This window comes from Clostridium sp. AM22-11AC (genome assembly GCF_003473545.1).
Lineage (GTDB): Bacteria > Bacillota > Clostridia > Lachnospirales > Lachnospiraceae > Enterocloster.
This window is the reverse complement of the sequence record NZ_QUCM01000009.1, coordinates 32,999-52,828: the sequence shown is the minus strand read 5'-3', so window position 1 is coordinate 52,828 and position 19,830 is coordinate 32,999. Positions and strand designations below refer to the sequence as shown.

At 44.5% G+C, this 19,830-nt stretch carries 16 protein-coding genes, 2 tRNA genes, 1 other RNA gene, 1 pseudogene and 1 riboswitch; of the genes and pseudogenes, 8 read left to right on the top strand and 12 right to left on the bottom strand.

Annotated features, from left to right (window positions below):
• Positions 1-36: 36 nt before the first annotated feature.
• The 3 genes from DW251_RS10175 to DW251_RS10165 all read right to left on the bottom strand — a co-directional run bounded on the left by DW251_RS10175 (position 37) and on the right by DW251_RS10165 (position 2,384).
• Positions 37-591, bottom strand: a complete 555-nt coding sequence (locus DW251_RS10175; RefSeq protein WP_021869142.1) for a folate family ECF transporter S component — start codon at positions 589-591, stop codon at positions 37-39.
• Between the two features lie 64 nt (positions 592-655).
• A riboswitch (THF riboswitch) is annotated at positions 656-767 on the bottom strand.
• A 93-nt stretch (positions 768-860) separates the two neighbouring features.
• Positions 861-1,883, bottom strand: a complete 1,023-nt coding sequence (locus DW251_RS10170; RefSeq protein WP_118300967.1) for an MBL fold metallo-hydrolase — start codon at positions 1,881-1,883, stop codon at positions 861-863.
• 273 nt (positions 1,884-2,156) lie between these two features.
• A complete protein-coding gene (locus DW251_RS10165; protein ID WP_021869073.1) occupies positions 2,157-2,384 on the bottom strand; it encodes an HPr family phosphocarrier protein in 228 nt (75 codons plus the stop codon).
• Between the two features lie 202 nt (positions 2,385-2,586).
• Between DW251_RS10165 and DW251_RS10160 the strand changes: the two genes are divergently transcribed.
• Both DW251_RS10160 and DW251_RS10155 read left to right on the top strand, forming a co-directional pair.
• Positions 2,587-4,137 (top strand): response regulator, encoded by a 1,551-nt coding sequence (locus tag DW251_RS10160; protein WP_118300965.1) that lies wholly within the window; start codon positions 2,587-2,589, stop codon positions 4,135-4,137.
• On the top strand, positions 4,134-5,972 hold the full coding sequence (locus DW251_RS10155; protein ID WP_118300963.1) for a histidine kinase: 1,839 nt from the start codon (positions 4,134-4,136) through the stop codon (positions 5,970-5,972). The genes DW251_RS10160 and DW251_RS10155 overlap by 4 nt, the downstream gene beginning before the upstream one ends.
• 4 nt (positions 5,973-5,976) lie before the next feature.
• Here the strand turns inward: DW251_RS10155 and DW251_RS10150 are convergent, their stop codons facing one another.
• The 3 genes from DW251_RS10150 to DW251_RS10140 all read right to left on the bottom strand — a co-directional run bounded on the left by DW251_RS10150 (position 5,977) and on the right by DW251_RS10140 (position 6,645).
• On the bottom strand, positions 5,977-6,330 hold the full coding sequence (locus DW251_RS10150; RefSeq protein ID WP_021869070.1) for an MGMT family protein: 354 nt from the start codon (positions 6,328-6,330) through the stop codon (positions 5,977-5,979).
• Between the two features lie 107 nt (positions 6,331-6,437).
• Positions 6,438-6,521, bottom strand: a tRNA-Leu gene (locus tag DW251_RS10145).
• Between the two features lie 40 nt (positions 6,522-6,561).
• Positions 6,562-6,645, bottom strand: a tRNA-Leu gene (locus tag DW251_RS10140).
• Positions 6,646-6,819: 174 nt separating this feature from the next.
• Here DW251_RS10140 and dpaL point away from each other — a divergent pair.
• The 5 genes and pseudogenes from dpaL (at position 6,820) to DW251_RS10115 (ending at position 13,105) form a co-directional block, all read left to right on the top strand.
• Positions 6,820-8,027 (top strand): annotated as a pseudogene (dpaL, locus tag DW251_RS10135) (diaminopropionate ammonia-lyase).
• 53 nt (positions 8,028-8,080) lie between these two features.
• A complete protein-coding gene (locus DW251_RS10130) occupies positions 8,081-9,391 on the top strand; it encodes a YgeY family selenium metabolism-linked hydrolase (RefSeq protein WP_347474650.1) in 1,311 nt (436 codons plus the stop codon).
• Positions 9,392-9,490: 99 nt separating this feature from the next.
• The gene (gene ygeW, locus DW251_RS10125) at positions 9,491-10,684 is read left to right on the top strand and encodes a knotted carbamoyltransferase YgeW (RefSeq protein WP_021869090.1); all 1,194 of its coding nucleotides are present in this window, start codon (positions 9,491-9,493) and stop codon (positions 10,682-10,684) included.
• 120 nt (positions 10,685-10,804) lie between these two features.
• Positions 10,805-11,758 (top strand): carbamate kinase, encoded by a 954-nt coding sequence (gene arcC / locus DW251_RS10120; RefSeq protein ID WP_021869091.1) that lies wholly within the window; start codon positions 10,805-10,807, stop codon positions 11,756-11,758.
• Between the two features lie 18 nt (positions 11,759-11,776).
• On the top strand, positions 11,777-13,105 hold the full coding sequence (locus DW251_RS10115) for a nucleobase:cation symporter-2 family protein (protein WP_021869092.1): 1,329 nt from the start codon (positions 11,777-11,779) through the stop codon (positions 13,103-13,105).
• A gap of 154 nt (positions 13,106-13,259) precedes the next feature.
• On the opposite strand, the gene DW251_RS10110 is transcribed toward DW251_RS10115, so the two are convergent.
• Positions 13,260-14,018: an SIMPL domain-containing protein gene (locus DW251_RS10110; RefSeq protein WP_021869093.1), complete on the bottom strand. Its 759-nt coding sequence runs from the start codon at positions 14,016-14,018 to the stop codon at positions 13,260-13,262.
• Positions 14,019-14,305: 287 nt separating this feature from the next.
• On the opposite strand from DW251_RS10110, the gene ssrA reads away from it, so the two are divergent.
• Positions 14,306-14,645: a transfer-messenger RNA gene (gene ssrA / locus DW251_RS10105) on the top strand.
• 73 nt (positions 14,646-14,718) lie between these two features.
• Here ssrA and DW251_RS10100 read toward each other — a convergent pair.
• From DW251_RS10100 to DW251_RS10085, 5 genes are all read right to left on the bottom strand, one after another.
• Positions 14,719-15,513, bottom strand: coding sequence for a M15 family metallopeptidase (locus DW251_RS10100; protein WP_021869094.1), 795 nt, complete (start codon positions 15,511-15,513; stop codon positions 14,719-14,721).
• Between the two features lie 16 nt (positions 15,514-15,529).
• Entirely contained in the window at positions 15,530-15,793 is a 264-nt protein-coding gene (locus tag DW251_RS10095; protein ID WP_021869095.1) for a phage holin family protein, read from the bottom strand.
• A gap of 213 nt (positions 15,794-16,006) precedes the next feature.
• Positions 16,007-17,389, bottom strand: a complete 1,383-nt coding sequence (locus DW251_RS10090) for an ATP-binding protein (RefSeq protein WP_182433605.1) — start codon at positions 17,387-17,389, stop codon at positions 16,007-16,009.
• Between the two features lie 131 nt (positions 17,390-17,520).
• The gene (locus DW251_RS18495) at positions 17,521-17,655 is read right to left on the bottom strand and encodes a hypothetical protein (protein ID WP_279217530.1); all 135 of its coding nucleotides are present in this window, start codon (positions 17,653-17,655) and stop codon (positions 17,521-17,523) included.
• Between the two features lie 7 nt (positions 17,656-17,662).
• The gene (locus DW251_RS10085) at positions 17,663-19,795 is read right to left on the bottom strand and encodes a transporter substrate-binding domain-containing protein (RefSeq protein WP_118300960.1); all 2,133 of its coding nucleotides are present in this window, start codon (positions 19,793-19,795) and stop codon (positions 17,663-17,665) included.
• Positions 19,796-19,830 lie beyond the last annotated feature (35 nt).

The following is a 19,830-nucleotide window of genomic DNA, read 5'->3' as shown; positions in this document are numbered from 1 at the left end:
CAGGTCTTTTCGCAAAAGTTATTTTCAGTTAAGATCTTATTCTTTTCTGATCATCTTAAATACACCTGTTACATCTAAAACTTTGGCAATATGATAAAAAATAAAAGCATCGATAGGACACATGATCGCATTCTTTACCAGTCTTGCAGGAAGGAGCACTGCAAATGCCTTTCCGTAAAGAATGGACAGACACCAGGTATTAAGGAGCACATTGCAGATCAGAGCCACTGTAATATGGGCTGCAAGCACTCTCCAGAAATTTAATTCCTTCTTATAGTAAAAGCTGCCGTAGATCAGGCCTGCAAGCATGGCTATGAGCGTAAAGCCTGGAAAAAATGCTCCCGTAGGCTTGATCAGATATTTTAAAATATCCATAGTGCCTGCAAAAACGCTTCCCACTACAGGACCGAACAGCATGTGGACGATCTCATTGGGAATACCGGAAAAACCGATACGCAGGGTACTTCCAAGCTCGATGCTTAATGAACCGAGAACAATGGCAACAGCCCCAAGCATGGCACATACCGTAACCGTTTTTACCTGTTTTAACTGTCTGAAGGAACCGGTAAACAAAGTTGCTAATCTTTCCATAAAAAAATTACCTCCTTTGCAGATACCTCATACTACAATCGGAGATAATCAAGATTTTCTCTGATGCAGCGGGATGCGGCTTATGTACCGCAGGAACCTTTTCTTTCAAAATTCCTTTCGTCTGACTGACAACTCCCTGTTCAGCCGGCACTTAACGCACATAAACCTACTCTGCTTTCTTATGTTGTTTTGATAGCTATTTTAAGTAACTATACTCTTTTTTTATGGAATTGCAAGTACTTTTTCACTGACATTGTATTTGAAAGAAATTATGGCCGCCAGTAAAAGGTCCCGTCTTTTTCCTCACGGACCGCAAAATCTTCATCCCTTAAATATTCCAGGCAGGAGAAACACTTGCTCATGATCATCTTTAATTTAATAAATTCTGCTGTATCTTTCGGAGGATGAGGCATTCCGTAGACAATGGTTGCGATCTCCCGGATCGTCCTTGCTTTTCTGGAATGTTCCAGGATATTATGCATGATCTCTACCTTGTCAAGATAGGAAAATACAATACGGTCTATGACTTTTTTTGCATCAGAAATTTCCTTTCCATGTGCCGGAAGGAGCAGACAGTCCTTAAATTCGTGGTGGAAACGCTCCAAAGAAACAAAATAATCCCTTAAAAGATGTTCATCCGGATACGTTGTTGCAACAATAGGAACGATCCCATCGATCACCTGGTCTGCACAGAAAAATATCTTATGCTCTTTGTCGAAAAGTCCCAGCTGTCCAAAGGTATGTCCTTTCAGATCTATTGTTTCAAATGTGTAGTCACCGTAATGCAGTACAGCTCCCGGTGCTATGGGCTTATAAGGGAAATCCTGCACCTCAAAGGTCCAGCCATTGTGATTTTCCACTACTTTTCTCACCCGTTCAAACATATCCCAGACTTCCGGTGTACCCTCTTCTGTAACTCCTACACTGTGAAGGACTTTATCCTGTTCTTGGGGATCCGTTTTCTTGGTGCTGTAAAACAGGCAGTCATAATGGTGGCGTTCCTCTAACGGGTTCATATAAATGGTAGCACCACGGTCTGCATACACACTTGCCAGTCCTAAATGGTCATGATGTTTATGGGTTAAAAATACATCCAGATCTTCATAGGAAATATCCAGCTCTTTTAATACTCCCTCCATCTGTGCCAGACAGTTTTCATCCTGAAACCCGGCATCGATCATCAGGCTTCTTTCCCCTTTTTTTCCAGGAATAATAAATATATTGATCTCCGTGGTATTGCCACGATCTGTTTTCTGAAGAACCTTATAAATACCCGGCAGAAATTCTGTCATAATCTTTAACCTTCCTCCTTGCGTACTACCCTTTTATAAAGTATAGAACATTCATTTATTTTTGTAAATCCATATGTAAATAAGAATGTGCCTTGGCACATTCTCGCGCCGAGCGCGGTCGCTTGCGACAAACTTCCTCATCGCGCGAGTGCGCATCGTGGGCAGGTCGTGCCTTTTTGTGTACCAGGGAGTTCCAACGGAATTTCCTAGTACATAAAAAAGCACCGGTACTTTACCGATGCTTTCCAGGGGAAGATTAACAATATTTTTGTATTATGCTGCAAACTGTGCGATCTCATCTAAGAGGTTCTGACATTCATCTGTATGAAGGATCACTTCTACAGTTTTGGAACGTGCCAGGGATAATACACCTACGATGGACTTTGCATCCACTACCATGCTGCCGTATTTTACATCTGCATCGCACTCATAACGGTTCATAATACGTACAAAATCAATGATCTCTTCTGGCTGGTCAAACTTTAACTCTATCTTCTGCATTTTCAGTTCCTCCTGATCGTATATAAAAAATAATCACAACCGGCACCCGTTGGGGATGTGGCTTACAATAAGCCAGGTCCCGGCTGTGCGGGTTATCTTTTGGACATTTTTATGATAACATTCCTTTTTTTTTAATTCCATGGTAAAATCCTATCATATACAGTAATATTTTTTGATTTTATTAAGGGGAGCAATATATTCTATGAAATTATTGATCGTTGATGACGAAAAACTGACCCGTGAAGGTATTCTTAAAAGTCTTCCTTTGGAAAAACTGGGGATTCACCACACTTTTATGGCAGATGACGGCGTCCACGGCCTTGAGATCGCCCTGAAAGAAAAACCGGATCTTATCTTAACTGACGTGCGCATGCCCCGTATGAGCGGTGTGGAGATGGCAGAAGAAATCCTGAAAGCCCTTCCCAATGCCATTATCCTGTTTATGAGCGCCTACTCAGATAAGGAATATCTGAAAGCTGCTATTAAATTAAAGGCTGTCAGCTATGTGGATAAGCCTCTTGATATGAATGAGCTGACAGAAGCCTTAGCCGAGGGCATCCACCAGTACCGCTCCATGTACACCTCACTGAACGCCCGGTGGATGCATGAAGACAACCTGCGTTCCCAGCTGGCACAGCTTTTAACAGAAACAGATCCGGAAGAACAGGCTCCTGTGATCGGCGCACAATTAAAGCCTCCTGTAGGGGAAAATTCATATTTTACTGCCCTGATCCTGGAATGCCTGACGCCAATATCGGAACTTTCCTCTGACCTGCTTACAGAGATCCGGCGCAGGTTCTGGGCTTATCTGGCAGAAAAAGGCTTCCATGCCCTTGATTTCATTAAAACAGACCGTTTTATCATCTGCTTTATCTACAGCAGTGAAAAACCGGAAAAACCGGTTTTAATTGACTGTGCCAACAATCTTATGGAGCATTTTAAAGAACTTTCCTCTTTCTTCCTGTCCATGGGACCGGTTGTTCTGGGATTTAAGCGGGCTTCTTTTTCCTTTGAAACAGCAAGAGAGCTTTTAAAACGCAGTTTTTTCCATGAACCAAATACCCTTTTAATGGAAGCAGAAAGCGAAAACAACCGTCATCCCCTGATTGATATTATGATGGATCTGACCGTAGCTCTTACCAATAATAATGAAGAAGACGCACTTGCAGCCGCTGACCGCTTCTATCAGTCTGTATGCAGCAGCCAGAATATCTCTTCCAGCCAGGTCCGTGATCTGTATTTTAAATATCTGGTTAAGTTAGACGAGATCAGCATGTCCAACCACATTTCCCTGTGGCAGAGAGAAGGCCTGGAGTCAGAGTCCATCTGGGAAGGGATCATGGACTGTGCTGCTTTAAAGACCCTCCACCAGTTCTTCTGTGAAAAAATAAAACTGTATTTCAGCCGTCTGGCTTCCAATAAAGATGAAAACCCTGTTGTATTCCAGATCAAAGAATATCTCCATCAGAATTATGCGGTTCCATCTCTTTCTGTTCCGGATATCAGCGAACATGTACGCCTGTCTCCTACCTATGTGTGTACCCTGTTTAAAAATGAAACCGGTCAGACCTTAAACCAGTATCTTACAGATTACCGCATAAAAATGTCCAAACAGTTTTTAAGTGATCCCCTTTATAAGATCACAGACATTTCCGCAAAAGTAGGCTACAGCGACGGAAATTATTACAGCAAGGCCTTCCGCAAGATCGTAGGGCTCTCACCATCTGAATACAGGGAGAAAATGCTTCGATGAATTTTTTTAACCGTATCCTTCATTATTATATCTATGACATGCGTTTAAAGAAAAAGCTGGTGGTATCCCATACCATCCTTTTTCTTATTCCTACGGCTGTTCTGATCTGTTTTCTTTTCTTAAATATCTTCCGGATCGTTATGGATGATACCATCCGCTCCGAACAGGCCCTCAGTTCCCAGTCCGTACTTTCTGTTGAAAACCTTGTTTCCCATGTGACCCATGCTTCTGATACCCTGACTTCTTCCTATGTGATCCGGGATATGTTTGATATTTCCAATGCCCAGGCCCAGGGGCTGATCCCATCCAGAAGCAAGATCAGCAACCTGATGCGTTTAACAGATACACTTACCGATCATTCTCTCATTGAGTCTGTCCGGTTTTATTATGATGACCATACCTATCACCGCCTGGAGCAGTTTAATACCAATGCCCAAAGACTGTTTGTCCCTCTTTCCGAAGTTTCCAGTCCCTGGCTAGAATACTTTAATGCAGAAGGCTGGTCAAAGTTCTTTTTTCCAAAAAGTGCCCTGTCTGAAAAAGAGGCAGATGAAAATGGTCCTTTAGCCTATATCAAGCCTATTTTTTACCGTTCCAACGAAGAAGATGTCCCAAAGATCGCTGCCTATGCAGCCATCTATTTTTCCGAAGATGCCTTTGAAGAGATCCTGAAAAAAGACTCTTCCCTTAAAGGGGAATTTTCTTTTCTGATCAATGATGATCTGGACCTGGTAGCCGCTTCCGACATTTCTCTTTTTTCAGGTAACTTTGCAATTACCGCTTTTGAGTCAGACCCGGATGCCAGCGGACAGTTTCAGTTAGTGAACTACGAGGATTTTTCTGCCTATACAGCCTGTTTCTCTTTAAAAAATACAGACTGGTACATGGTTTCCCTGATCCCCAGGGACCAGATTGCAGGGATCGGTCACTCCGTTGTCCTTAACTTTGCCTTTACCTATGGTATGATCGCCCTGTTTGCCCTTTTTATCGCCTATAAACTGTCTGAGTCTATTGCAGACCGTATTATTGGCGTAGCCCTGCAGATGGAGACCATACGAAAAGGACGGCCGGAGCCTTTAGAACTGACAGCTGCGGGAAATGACGAGATCGGTGTTCTTTCAGGAACCTATAATTATATGACTGCGGAGATCAATCAATTGATGGATTATGAAGAAAAAGCAGCCACCGAACTGCGAATCGCGGAATTTCGCGCCCTCCAGGCACAGATCAATCCCCATTTTCTCTATAACACCCTGGATATGATCAACTGGCTGTCCCAGTCCGGGCAAAGCGAAAAAGTAACGGAAGCCGTCCAGGCTCTTACCCGTTTCTACCGCCTGACTTTAGGAAGCAAAGACCTGATCAGCACCGTCCAGGACGAAGTGACCCATGTTTCCCTTTATATGCAGCTTCAGAACATGCGCTACAACAACTGTGCGGAATTTATTGCGGACGTTCCGCCGGAGCTTGACCATTTTTCCATCCCGCGGCTTACCTTTCAGCCGATCGTGGAAAACGCCCTCCTTCATGGCATTATGATGAAAGAAGAAAAAAAAGGCACCATCCTTCTTACAGGCTGGCGCGAAGAAAATGATATTGTTTTTGTAATTTCGGATGATGGGGCCGGTATTCCTCCGGAAAAGCTGGACTCTCTTTTAGATGAACGCACCCAGGCAGCCGTAGGCTCCTCTTCCCGCCATGTAGGCGTATCCAATACCAACCTGCGTCTTAAAAGCCTGTACGGCAGCGGATACGGCCTGTCTTTCACCAGTGTTCCCGGACAGGGCACAGAGGTGACGGTACGTATACCGGCCCAGGAGGAAGAAGAATTTTAAATAACTAGATCCCCTTCCTGCGAAATGTTTCCCGGAAAAATTCTGCATCTTCCAGGGAATTTTTCCATCCATATTTCTTTAGATCTACTTTGTTGTCCATAGAGACTTCTATCCCTTCTTCTTCCAGGAGTATCCGCTGAAGACCCGGATGCTCAAAAGAAGCGGCACCGGAAAGAACTCCCTGGCTGTTTACTACCTTATAAGCTGGCACATCTCCTGCCAGCTCTTTTTTTAACCCATAACCCACCTGTCTGGCATTCTTTGGATAACCGCACAAAAGAGCTGCCTGACCATAGGTAATGACTTTTCCCTCCGGCACTGCCCGGCATACGATCCCCAGACGTTTGTAAAAATCCATTTTTCATTCCTCTTTCCAATCCCCGTGCCGAAAGCCAACACAAGATTGCACTCATCATTTTTGCAAAAGAAAAACAGGAACCTGTTTCCAAGTTCCTGTTTAAATCCTGCAGAAGAAGGGAGTCGAACCCTCAAGGTATTACTACCACACGGACCTGAACCGTGCGCGTCTGCCAATTCCGCCACTTCTGCATTTGCTTATTTAGTTAAGCACGGTACTTTTTAGTACCAGTGCGGGAGATGGGACTTGAACCCACACGATCATGCAACCACAAGATCCTTAGTCTTGCCTGTCTGCCAATTCCAGCACTCCCGCAGCACGTGTTATAATATACCATAGGTTTTTCAGTTTGGCAATAGTTTTTTTGAAATTTTTTTAATTTTTTTCAAATTTATTTTTCAGATGTTTTTTGGAGACATTTTCACTCTTCTTTTGCAATCAATCCTATTTTGGACTAGCCGGAAAGAAATTAAATTGATACAATATAAAATGGATCAGAAGATTCTGTGGGCAGTAAACAAGATGCCTAAAACAGATGACAAAAACCTTCCAATTATGGGACTTGAGGAGATCAAAAAGGCACGTACTTTCCACGAGAGCTTTCCTCAGTACAGCGAAACACCATTAACCAAGCTGCCTCACATGGCTTCCTATTTAGGAGTTAAGGAAGTATATGTAAAGGATGAGTCTTACCGTTTTGGTCTGAACGCATTTAAGGTACTGGGCGGATCTTTTGCAATGGCTCGTTACATCGCAAAAAAACCGGAAAGGATGTTTCTGAACTTCCCTATTCCGTACTTACTTCCGAACAGTTAAGAAAAGAATTCGGACAGGCTACTTTCTTTACAGCAACAGACGGCAACCACGGCCGTGGTGTTGCATGGGCTGCTAACCGTCTTGGACAGAAGGCAGTTGTTCATATGCCTAAGGGAACTACTCAGACCCGTCTTCAGAATATCGCAAAAGAAGGCGCTCAGGTAGACATCCAGGAATTAAACTATGATGACTGTGTTCGTCTGGCTGCTAAGGAAGCGGATGAAACTCCAAGAGGTGTTATCGTACAGGATACTGCCTGGGACGGCTACGAAGAGATCCCGGCATGGATCATGCAGGGATACGGCACCATGGCAATGGAAGCTGGTGAACAGTTAAAAGCTCAGGGATGTGAGCGTCCTACCCACATCTTCGTACAGGCAGGCGTTGGTTCCTTAGCTGGTGCAGTTGTTGGTTACTTCTCCAATCTGTATGCTGACAACTTACCTACATTCGTAGTTGTTGAGGCTGAAGCTGCTGCATGTCTTTACAAGGGTGCTGCTGCCGGTGATGGAGACATCCGCATTGTAGACGGCGATATGCAGACCATCATGGCAGGTCTTGCATGTGGTGAACCGAACACCATTTCCTGGGACATCTTAAAGAACCATGTAAAAGTATTCATTGCTGCTCCTGACTGGGTTGCTGCAAATGGTATGCGTATGTTAGCTGCTCCTGTTAAGGGCGATGCTCCGATCACCTCCGGTGAGTCCGGTGCTGCTCCATTCGGTGCATTAGCAGCTATGATGACCATGGACGAATACAAAGATTTAAGAAATGACATTGGCCTGGATGAAAACTCCAAAGTACTGCTCTTCTCTACAGAGGGCGATACCGATCCTGATCGCTACAAGAACATTGTATGGAAAGGCCTTGACAAATAACTATTAACCATCAAAAGTAATTGCAAAACAAGAGGAGGATATTTAAAATGAATCTGGATTACGCAAAAATCAAAGAAGCAGCTCAGAATTATCAGAAAGATATGACTAAGTTCTTACGTGAGATCGTTAAGAACCCAGGTGAGAGCTGTGACGAGAAGGCTCACATCACCCGCATCGCAGAAGAAATGAGAAAGTTAGACTTCACCAAAGTTGAGATCGACCCAATGGGCAACGTACTTGGCTATATGGGAACCGGAAAAACCCTGATCGCATTTGATGCTCATATCGATACTGTAGGTATTGGTAATAGAAATAACTGGAACTTCGATCCATACGAGGGATATGAGAACGAGACCGAGATCGGCGGCCGTGGCGTATCTGACCAGTGTGGCGGTATCGTATCTGCTGTTTACGGCGCTAAGATCATGAAAGACTTAGGCATGCTGTCTGACAAGTACACTGTATTAGTAACCGGTACTGTTCAGGAAGAAGACTGTGACGGTCTGTGCTGGCAGTATATCATCAACGAAGACAAAGTTCGTCCTGAATTCGTAGTTTCCACAGAGCCAACTGATGGTGGTATCTACCGTGGACAGAGAGGACGTATGGAAATCCGTATCGACGTTAAGGGCGTTTCCTGCCATGGTTCCGCTCCAGAGCGTGGTGACAACGCTATCTACAAGATGGCTGACATCCTTCAGGACGTTCGTGCTCTGAACGAGAACGACGCAGCTGATGACAAGGAAGTTAAGGGCCTTGTTAAGATGTTAGACAAGAAATACAATCCAGAATGGGAAGAGGCTAACTTCCTTGGACGTGGTACTGTAACTGTATCCGAGATCTTCTTCACCTCCCCAAGCCGTTGTGCAGTTGCTGACTCCTGTGCAGTATCTCTTGACCGTCGTATGACCGCCGGAGAAACATGGGAAAGCTGCTTAGACGAGATCCGTGCCCTTCCGGCTGTTAAGAAGTACGGCGATGACGTTAAGGTTTCCATGTACGAATACAATCGTCCTTCCTACACTGATCTGGTATATCCAATCGAGTGCTACTTCCCAACATGGGTAATCCCGAAGGATCATGATGTAACCAAGGCTCTGGAAGAAGCTTACCACAACCTGTACGGTGAAGAGCGTATCGGTGCTGAGGAAACTCTGGCTATGAGAACCGCTCGTCCTCTGACTGACAAGTGGACCTTCTCTACCAACGGCGTATCCATCATGGGACGTAACGGAATCCCTTGCATCGGCTTTGGACCAGGCGCTGAGGCTCAGGCTCATGCTCCGAACGAGAAGACCTGGAAACAGGATCTGGTAACCTGTGCAGCTGTATATGCAGCTCTTCCAACTGTTTACTGCAAGTAATCAATTATTTTAGCCAGTCTGCGTGGCCCTTCGGGGCTGCGCTTCCATCAAGAAATTCTTTAAATTCCATAAACCTACATATAAAAGGAGAATTGAATCATGAAAACATTACAGGATTACATTGACAAGCTGAAAGCATTAAACTTCAAAGAAATGTACGAAGGCGATTTCTTCCTGACCTGGGAGAAGACAGACGACGAGCTGGAAGCTGTCTGGACTGTTGCTGATGCTCTCCGTTACATGAGAGAGAACAATATTTCTACAAAAGTATTTGAGAGCGGTCTGGGTATTTCCTTATTCCGCGATAATTCTACCCGTACCCGTTTCTCTTTTGCTTCTGCATGTAATCTGCTTGGTCTGGAAGTTCAGGATCTGGACGAAGGCAAGTCTCAGGTTGCCCATGGCGAGACTGTACGTGAAACAGCTAACATGATCTCTTTCATGGCTGACGTTATCGGTATCCGCGATGATATGTACATCGGCAAGGGCAACGCTTACATGCATGAGGTTGTTGATTCTGTAACCCAGGGTTACAAAGATGGTATCCTGGAGCAGAAGCCAACCTTAGTAAACTTACAGTGTGATATCGACCATCCTACCCAGTGTATGGCTGATATGTTGCACATCATCCATGAATTCGGCGGCGTAGAGAACTTAAAGGGCAAAAAGCTGGCTATGACATGGGCTTACTCTCCATCTTACGGCAAGCCATTATCCGTTCCTCAGGGCGTTATCGGTCTGATGACACGTATGGGTATGGAAGTTGTTCTGGCTCATCCAGAAGGCTACGAAGTAATGCCAGAAGTTGAAGAAGTTGCCAGAAAGAACGCTGAGAAGTCCGGCGGTTCCTTCCGTGTATCTCATGACATGGCTGACGCATTCAAGGATGCTGATATCGTTTATCCAAAGAGCTGGGCTCCATTTGCAGCTATGGAAAAGAGAACCAACCTGTATGCTGAAGGCGATACCGATGGCATCAAGGCTCTTGAGAAAGAACTGTTAGCTCAGAACGCAGAGCACAAAGACTGGTGCTGTACAGAAGAGCTGATGAAGACAACCAAGGACGGAAAGGCTCTGTACCTGCACTGCTTACCAGCTGATATCAACGGCGTAAGCTGCAAGGACGGCGAGGTTGAGGCTTCTGTATTCGATCGTTACCGTGATCCTCTGTACAAAGAAGCAAGCTACAAGCCATACGTTATCGCAGCTATGATCATGCTGGCTAAGTTTGCTGATCCTGCTGAGATCTTAAAGAAACTGGAAGAAAAAGGAACTCCAAGAGTATTCAAATAAAATCTAGTTAAAAGATAGGTGTTTCTGAGCTGCCGGACCGGAGCGCGTCGTAAATGGCTTTCTGTCAGACGCACTCGGGCTACCGGTGGCTCTTTTTATCGAAAAAAGGGGTAATTAACAATGGAAAACAAGAAGAAAAAACGTATCGTCATTGCTCTGGGCGGCAATGCTTTAGGAAATACTCTTCCTGAGCAGATGAAGGCAGTGAAGATCACCGCTAAGGCTATCGTAGACCTGATCGAGGAAGGCTGCGAAGTGATCGTAGCTCACGGAAACGGTCCGCAGGTTGGTATGATCAACAACGCTATGGCTGCATTAAGCCGTGAAGATGCAAACCAGCCTAACACTCCTCTTTCTGTCTGTGTTGCAATGAGCCAGGCATATATCGGCTATGACTTACAGAATGCTTTAAGAGAAGAGCTTTACAACCGCAATATCTATGATATCCCGGTTGCTACCATGATCACTCAGGTACGTGTAGACGCAGATGATCCTGCTTTTGACGCTCCATCCAAGCCAATCGGTCACTTCATGACAGAAGAACAGGCTAAGATTGCTGAAGAAAAGTACGGATATATCATGAAAGAAGACTCCGGAAGAGGCTACCGTCGTGTTGTTGCTTCTCCAAAGCCAGCTGAGATCGTTGAGATCGGCGCGATCCGTTCCTTAGTTGACTCCGGTCAGTTAGTAATTGCCTGCGGCGGCGGCGGTATTCCTGTTACAAGACAGGGCAACCACTTAAAGGGCGCAAGCGCTGTTATCGATAAAGACTTTGCAAGTGAGCTGTTAGCTGAAAATCTGGATGCAGATTTCCTTATCATCCTCACTGCTGTTGAAAAAGTTGCTATTAACTTCGGAAAGCCGGAAGAAAAATGGCTGGATGACCTTGAAACCGAAGAAGCTAGAAAGTACATCAAAGAAGGACATTTCGCTCCTGGCTCTATGCTTCCAAAAGTTCAGGCTGCTGTTAAATTTGCTGAATCAAAACCAGGACGCACTGCGCTCATTACGCTGTTGGAGAAAGCAAAAGACGGTATCCAGGGCAAGACCGGTACCCATATCCATTTAGCGTAAATAAAGGGGGCATTGCATATGAATACAACCAGTAAAGAAGGATCTTTATTTGAATTAGACGGCGTGCCGAAATTAAGCCAGGCATTTCCTCTGGCATTACAGCACGTTGTGGCAATGATCGTAGGCTGCGTTACACCTGCCATCATCATTTCCGGTGCAGCCGGTCTTGAAACCGCAGACCGTGTACTGCTGATACAGGCATCTTTAGTTGTGTCTGCACTTGCTACTCTCCTGCAGCTCTTCCCAATCGGAAAGAAGACAGGTTTTCACTTAGGTGCCGGACTTCCCGTTATCATCGGTGTAAGTTTCGCCTATGTGCCAAGTATGCAGGCCATTGCTGATCAAGGCGGCATCCCGGCTATCCTGGGCGCCCAAATCGTAGGCGGTGTCTGTGCTATCCTTGTAGGACTGACGATCAAAAAGATCCGTAAGTTCTTCCCACCTTTAATCGCCGGTACCGTAGTTTTCACCATCGGCCTTTCCCTTTACCCAACTGCTATCAACTATATGGCGGGAGGTACAGGAAGCGCTACTTATGGTTCCTGGCAGAACTGGCTGGTCGCTATCTTTACTCTGGTAGTTGTTACTGGTTTAAATCATTTTGCAAAAGGATTTTTAAAACTGGCATCTATCCTGATTGGTATGATCATCGGATATATCTTTTCCAGCTTCTTTGGTATGGTAAGTTTCTCCAACGTAGCTCAGGCTGGTGTGTTCCAGCTTCCTCAGGTCCTGCATTTCGGCATTACTTTTGAACCATCTGCATGTATCGCCTTAGGACTGCTGTTTGTCATCAACTCTGTACAGGCTATCGGTGACTTCTCCGCTACTACTTCCGGCGGTTTAGACCGTGAACCAACTACAAATGAGCTTCAGGGTGCTATCCTTGGATACGGCGTTTCCAATATGGTCGGCGCATGTTTAGGATGTCTTCCTACTGCAACTTACAGCCAGAACGTTGGTATCGTTGCTACTACAAAAGTTGTAAACAGAGTAACTCTTGGTCTTGCAGCTGTGATCATCTTTATTGCAGGTGTATTTCCTAAATTCTCTGCTCTTTTAACAACTATTCCATATGCAGTACTGGGCGGTGCAACCGTTTCCGTATTCGCATCCATCGCCATGACCGGTATGAAACTGGTTATGACAGAAGATATGAACTACCGCAATACCTCTATCGTAGGTCTTGCAGCAGCTCTTGGTATGGGTGTTTCTCAGGCGTCTGCGTCCCTTTCCGCATTCCCTGCATGGGTAACAACTATTTTCGGAAAATCTCCGGTAGTTATTGCTACATTAGTAGCTATTATCCTGAATGTAACACTTCCAAGAGATAAAAAAGCCAATTAATGATGTTCAGAATGTTTAAAATGTTTCATTATTAATCTGGTCTCTTTTCTATCCTCAAAAGAGGGATGTCACCTGACGGCTTTTTAAGCCGGGTGACATCCCTCTTTTAATTTGTGTATCTATTGACTCACAAACACGCGCTAACGCACTCATTCTATTCCATCTCAAAAGTTACGCTTACCTGGGCTTCTATGGACACTTCTCCCGGCATAACGCCCATATCTGCAGCAGCATCCTCCATCATCATCTGCTTGGCAGAAGCACCTGCTGTATTGTATCTCGCCTGAGGATAATAACCATCTTCCGATATATTTACTGCCTTTACAACCGTCATTCCTGCAGCCTCTGCCATGGCATCTGCCTTGTTCTTTGCCATTTCTACAGCCATTTTCAATGCTTCCTGATATTTTTCATCATAGTCACTGCAAAGATACTGAACACTGTCCAGTTCATTGACACCGGAAGCTACAGAAGCTGTAATGATCTTTCCTGCGTTTTCTACCGGGATATCTGAAACTGTGATGCTGGTACTCATCTGATAACCTGTAATCTTCTGGCGTCCGGAATTCCAATCGTAAATAGGACTCAAACCATAATCCGATGTCTGGATGGACTTCTCTTCCACTCCCAGACCTTTTAAAGTCTCCAGGGTCTGATTTACATTTTTCGCATTTTCTTCCTGGCATTCCTGGGCTGTCGCTGCCTGTGTGTATACACTATACTGGATCTGGGCCATATCCGGCACTGCCTTTACTTCTTCCATACCGCTTACTGTAATACGGTTGTCACTGCTATCTCCCTGCTGCACCTTTACAGTATCCGGGATCTGCACACTGGTGCTGCATCCCCAAAGTCCTGTTGCCGTTAAAACACAAGCTGCCGCCAGCGCCATGTTTCTATAAGTTTTCTTCATAATACGTTTCCTCCTTTTACTGTTTTCTTCTCCTTTAGAGGACATCTGCTGACCTCTTTTATAATTCTATTCTAGCAGATTAAGATTATTTTTGTTTTCTTTTCTCTTAATAATGATTTGCCTGTTTATTACAAATACCTGACAAATAAATGGCACATTATCTTACACAAAATGCAGACAATTCTCCCCTCTGCTGTATTGACATAAAAGAATGAAAATGATATGATACTAAGAGTAGCATTTCTTCGTTGGCCTACCAGATAAACAAAAACTGAGTATTCCATTCAGGGGTTGTACTGGTTTCGACGGGGGTCATGCAGCTGGTGAAGCTATCCCCATGCGATGGGTTAAATGGCAAAATTAAAAATAAACGCTAACGACGAATTAGCATACGCTGCCTAATGGCAGCTGTCAGACTTAAGGCACCTACACTTTAAGGCCCTGGCATCGACTATGTAGGAAACGACACATGCAAAGCTTTGCGCATGCGGGCGTATTATGAAGCTACTAAAACCGTCAGAGTGTTTCTTCCCGGACGGTAGAGGGAATGTCAAATAAGGAACTATGATAGTAGAAGAACAGGGAATTGATTTTCGGACAGGGGTTCGATTCCCCTCAGCTCCACTAAAAAAACCGCGCAAACACGCGGTTTTTTCTTTTTCCAATTTAACTTGTATTACATTTCATCTTGCATATGGTTCTATTCTGTCAGCTTTGGATACTGCAGCGCCCCATCCTTCTGCGGCGTAAGCACCACCGGTTCCGTTGCCATCCGGCCGTCTTCATCCAAATAATACCATTTCCCGCTGATGGTCTGCAGTCCTTTCACCATAGCGCCATCCCTTCCCAGATAATACCAATGTCCCTTATACTGATACCACACGTTATGGACCATTATTCCATTGCCATCAAACCAGTACCAGAGATCGCCATCTTTATACCAATCATTAACAACATAATTTTCCGAACCATCTTTCAGATAAAATCTCCAGCCGCCATTCTCCTTCTGCCATCCCATTTTCACTGGTTCCATTATCCATGTTTTCATAAACTTTTCCGGTGTTTTGTACTGTTTGATTAATGGAGTGGGCGTACTTCCCCAGTCAGGCAGATACAAATGGGGCTTATCTACAATGCTGGACCAGTCTCCGCCCCAGGCAAGACCAAGTTTCTTGCCAATTTCAGCAGCCTTCCTGAAATGACCTTTACTGTCATTATAAGCGTCATCTGCTATCTTCCCATCTCCATCCACATCCATTTTCAGATAAAAATCAAAGGCAATCCCCCACTGGTGCTGTGACCGGTAGGAACTGCCTTTTGCATTAGTTACGATATTTCCCGGTTTTGTACGGCCTTTGGCATAGAGAGCATCCTGTTCTGCTGCAGTACGCAGTGTTTCAGAAATAGCAACATTAATTCCTTCTGCCTTGCAGGCGGTGATCCACTGAGCTGCTATCTTCTGCATCCGCGGGTGGCACAATGCAATATCTCTCATATACACGGTACCTCCCTTATTTTTTCCCCACCTGCTTGATCACCTGGTGTACTCCCGTTGAAGCAAGCCCGGAAACGATACCAATAGCTGCTGCGTTAATCACATCACCAGCCGGAAACTCCGGTATCAGATACATGCCTGCAACCCCCAGAATTCCGCCGGTTACGCCACAGACTACCGGTATCACCTCATCCTTTACTTTTTCCGTCGTCTTACACGCCATTCCGCCTAAATAGCAGATCACCGTGATCGCCGCCACACCTGCAATCCCAAAATCCATATCCTCTTCCTCTCTTTCCAGCAATATTTATGGGGATATCTTCCATTGTCCTCATAATTTATCATATGCTGGAACAGCCTAAAAGGACCGATCAGAAATATTTTCTGTATTTTTGAAATCTACAGAAATGGCAAATACTCCTACTAGTTTTTCTAAATATGTAATTAAACATATTTTTCCAAATATAATGGAAATACTTTTAAATTTTACATTTTATACATTATCATCATCTTGCACCTTTTGAATTTTATATTCTACAGAAGGATCAATTATTTTCTCTTCTATCACATTTTTACCTATTTCATATCTAGTTTTTAAAGATAAATTTATAGGGAATTTAAAACTATTTATTATTTTTCCTATATCCAACGGCTTGGACACATGTGCATCCATACCGGCATCTAAACATTCCTGTACATCTGAATTGAATGCATTGGCTGTTATAGCAATAATGGGAATGGTCCTGCCCAGAGGATTTTTGCCATTACGGATCCTTTTCGTTGCTTCCAGGCCATTCATATTTGGCATCTGTACGTCCATTAAAATAGCATCATAATCTCCGAAAGCAGAAGTTTCAAAGGCTTCAACCAGTTTTTCACCGTCTGGGCAGATCTTGCAGGATGCCTGGTACATTTCCAAAATCGCTTCTAAGATCTCCGCATTCAGTTCATTATCTTCTGCGCAAAGAAATTTCATTCCTTTTAATACGGAAACTTTTTCACCTTCCTGATGCAGATATTTTCCATTTTTTTCCTGTGAACCATTGGGATCTATTGCAAAAGGAAGTACCACTTCAAAACAGCTTCCTTTATTTAACTCGCTTTTCACCTGTATCCTGCCGCCCATCAGGTCAACGATACTTTTCGTGATGGCCATACCCAGTCCTGTTCCCTGTATTTTGTTGGTCGTGGAATTTTCTGCTCTGGTAAAAGGTTCAAAGATCGTTTTTATAAACTCCGGCGTCATTCCATATCCGGTATCTGTAACTGTAATGGATATATTGGCATGTTCCGGTATACTGCTTGGCTCTTCTGTCAGATCCAGGATAACGCTTCCCCCAACAGGTGTATATTTAACAGCATTGGACAGCAGATTGATAAAGATCTGGCGCAGGCGCACAGAGTCTCCCAGAAGATGTCCATGATCGATCCCGTGAACATGGATCTTAAACTCCTGTCCCCGTTCTTCTGCCTGTGGACAGATGATACTGTCTATCTGTGCCACCTGCTCCATCAGATCAACGGGATCTTCATTTAATTTCACCTCACTGGATTCGATCTTGCTCATATCCAGAATGTCATTGATAAGTCCCAGCAGATGCTGACTGGAATTTTGGATCTTCTGGATGTGGAGCTGCAGTTTTTCCGGCTCATGGATCTCATGTTCCAGAAGAGTGGTAAGTCCGACAATGGCATTCATAGGAGTCCGGATGTCGTGGCTCATATTACTTAAAAATGTGGTTTTCGCCCGGCTGGCCTTTTCAGCAGCCACTAAAGCAGCCTGAAGTTTTTCCTGGCTGGCAGCCAGTTCTTCATTTAATTTTTGTATTTCCTGAGCCCGTCCGTTCCTGAATGCTTCCTTCTCCGATGGCTGCAAGGATACCCACCCCCAGATAAAATGCCATAAACATACAGGCGCAAACATGGATCAGAAACGGATTGTTTCTGATCCTGAAATTTACAAATGCCAACATTCCAAATAAAAGGATGGCTCCCATAAATATGATCTTATTGGTGTGTTGACAGCACCACAATGCTTTTTCTGTTCGCCTCGTTGATCTCAGCAGAGATTCTCTTATACTGTTCTTTTTCCAGACCTCCATACAGCAGGACCTGGATGGTCTTCTTCCAAAACTCTCTCATGTACTCGTTAACCTTTATTTTTCCAATATGCTGCCAGAACCCGGATGATCTCTTCCCTGTTTACAGGCTTTGTCAGATGGGCATTCATTCCCGCCTCTTTTGTCTTTTCCTTATCTTCTACAAATGCATTGGCCGTCATCGCTATGATCGGAATGTCTTTTCCCTTGCCCTCCGGCAGTTCACGGATCTTTTTTGACGCTTCAAGACCGTCCATGACTGGCATCATAATATCCATCAGGATCACATCATAGGTGCCTGATGCTGCATCCGCAAAATATTCTACTGCCTGTTTTCCGTCTGATACTGCCGTTACTTTCGCTCCGGCTTCTTCTAACAGGAACTGAAGGATCTCCATATTTAACTGGTTATCTTCTACAGCCAGTATGTTCATCCCGGTAATATTCCTGTTTTCTTCCTGTATTTCCTTCTTTTTCCATGCAGGGTCCACTGTCTTAAATGCCAACTTTACTGTAAATGTTGTACCTTCCCCCGGTTTGCTGTTTACATCGATCGTACCGTTCATCTGCTTTACCAGTTCATAAACAATGGACATCCCAAGACCGGTTCCACGATATTCGGTCCTTACACGGTCATCTTCCTGTGTAAATGGCTTAAACAGGCTTTTTTCCACAAATTCCCGGCTCATACCAATTCCCGTATCCTGAACCTTAAACTCCAGACCGATATGGGATCCGTCATATTCCACTTCCCGGATGGCCAGACAGATCTTTCCCCCTTTTTTATTATAACGCAGGGCATTGCTGATCAAATTTAAAAGGATCCTTCTCAAATGGGCCGGACTGCCAAGAAACTGTCTGTGGACAACTTCATCCTCAATAGAAAACCTTATTTCCTGCTTCTTCGCCTGTACATCTGCAATCGCATGGATCTTTTCCATCTCCTCATCCAGATCCACCGGTATTTCTTCCAGATGGACCTTCCCGCTTCCGATCTTGCTCATATCCAAAACATCATTGATCAGGGACAGCAGATGATGCGATGCTTTATCGATCTTTTCCAGACAGTCTTTGATCCGCTCCGGATCATCCAGATTTTTCTTGATGATCTCCACCATACCCATGATCCCGTTGATCGGTGTGCGGATATCGTGGGACATATGGGAGAGAAACTCACTTTTGGCCTGATTGGCCCGTTTCGTCTCTTCATTGGACTGCTGCAGTTTTTCCTGATATTCCAATAGGGTGCGGATATATTTTTCCTGACGTCTATCTACTTCCCAGTAACCGGCTGTAATACACAGTACAATGATGATCCCCAGTATAAATGTAATATAAAATACTTCATTTTGGTGGAATACATATTCTAAGGACCTGTTTCTGGCAAATTCCGTGATCCATTTATTTTGCAGCCTTCCAATAGTTCCGTCTTCAGACATATCCCGGACCACTTCATTGATCATGCGCTGCAGTTTTGGCTGTGTATCATGAACTGCTAAAGCCGGATAACTCTTTGTGATCACAAGGCTTGGCACCAGATGCAGATGATTTTTTTCAATGATCTTTGTGGCAACTGCACCGTGACAGATCCCGAAATCTGCTTCTCCCTGCTCTACTGCCTCCAATATTTCCGTATTGGTGCTGTATTCCAGATAATCACACTGCAGATCATAGGTGGTTGCGATCACAGAACGCGCCATTAACGCAACCTTCTTACCTGCAAGGGCAGCCGCACTGTCGATCCTGCTTCTGCCATATACACGCAGTTCATCCGAACAGAAAGGGATCGTCCTTAAAGTCCCTTCCATATTGGAAAATATTTCCAGTCCCGTCAAAACATCTACTTCGTCCTCAGTAAGCATTTTCCGGCAGCCCATCCAGTCAGCCGTTTTAAACTCCGGACGCATTCCCAAGCGGTTTGCCACCTCTATCATGATCTCAACATAAAGACCTGATAATTCCCCATCCTTATTGTAATAGGAATTTGGACAGAAATCATAATCTGTTGCGATCCGCAAAACCGGCGCTGATTCACTTGTAATACCAGCCTCTATTTCTACTGTAGGCTCTGGTGAAAAAAGCCCCATCTGCCCGGCTGTAAAAAGGATCGGAACAATAATTCCCAAAGTAACAAGAAAGATCAGCACCCGCTTCATCGCCTTATGTGCCCCACTTATCTTCATTTCTCACCCATGCTTTCTTTTCCATTTTCAGCTAC

Excerpts from the sequence above, each read along its gene's own strand:
- DW251_RS10175 (WP_021869142.1), bottom strand. The coding sequence starts at position 591 with ATGGAAAGATTAGCAACTTTGTTTACCGGTTCCTTCAGACAGTTAAAA.
- DW251_RS10170 (WP_118300967.1), bottom strand. The coding sequence starts at position 1,883 with ATGACAGAATTTCTGCCGGGTATTTATAAGGTTCTTCAGAAAACAGAT.
- DW251_RS10165 (WP_021869073.1), bottom strand. The coding sequence starts at position 2,384 with ATGCAGAAGATAGAGTTAAAGTTTGACCAGCCAGAAGAGATCATTGAT.
- DW251_RS10160 (WP_118300965.1), top strand. The coding sequence starts at position 2,587 with ATGAAATTATTGATCGTTGATGACGAAAAACTGACCCGTGAAGGTATT.
- DW251_RS10155 (WP_118300963.1), top strand. The coding sequence starts at position 4,134 with ATGAATTTTTTTAACCGTATCCTTCATTATTATATCTATGACATGCGT.
- DW251_RS10150 (WP_021869070.1), bottom strand. The coding sequence starts at position 6,330 with ATGGATTTTTACAAACGTCTGGGGATCGTATGCCGGGCAGTGCCGGAG.
- ygeW (WP_021869090.1), top strand. The coding sequence starts at position 9,491 with ATGAAAACATTACAGGATTACATTGACAAGCTGAAAGCATTAAACTTC.
- arcC (WP_021869091.1), top strand. The coding sequence starts at position 10,805 with ATGGAAAACAAGAAGAAAAAACGTATCGTCATTGCTCTGGGCGGCAAT.
- DW251_RS10115 (WP_021869092.1), top strand. The coding sequence starts at position 11,777 with ATGAATACAACCAGTAAAGAAGGATCTTTATTTGAATTAGACGGCGTG.
- DW251_RS10110 (WP_021869093.1), bottom strand. The coding sequence starts at position 14,018 with ATGAAGAAAACTTATAGAAACATGGCGCTGGCGGCAGCTTGTGTTTTA.
- DW251_RS10100 (WP_021869094.1), bottom strand. The coding sequence starts at position 15,513 with ATGAGAGATATTGCATTGTGCCACCCGCGGATGCAGAAGATAGCAGCT.
- DW251_RS10095 (WP_021869095.1), bottom strand. The coding sequence starts at position 15,793 with ATGGATTTTGGGATTGCAGGTGTGGCGGCGATCACGGTGATCTGCTAT.
- DW251_RS18495 (WP_279217530.1), bottom strand. The coding sequence starts at position 17,655 with ATGAGAGAGTTTTGGAAGAAGACCATCCAGGTCCTGCTGTATGGAGGT.
- DW251_RS10085 (WP_118300960.1), bottom strand. The coding sequence starts at position 19,795 with ATGAAGATAAGTGGGGCACATAAGGCGATGAAGCGGGTGCTGATCTTT.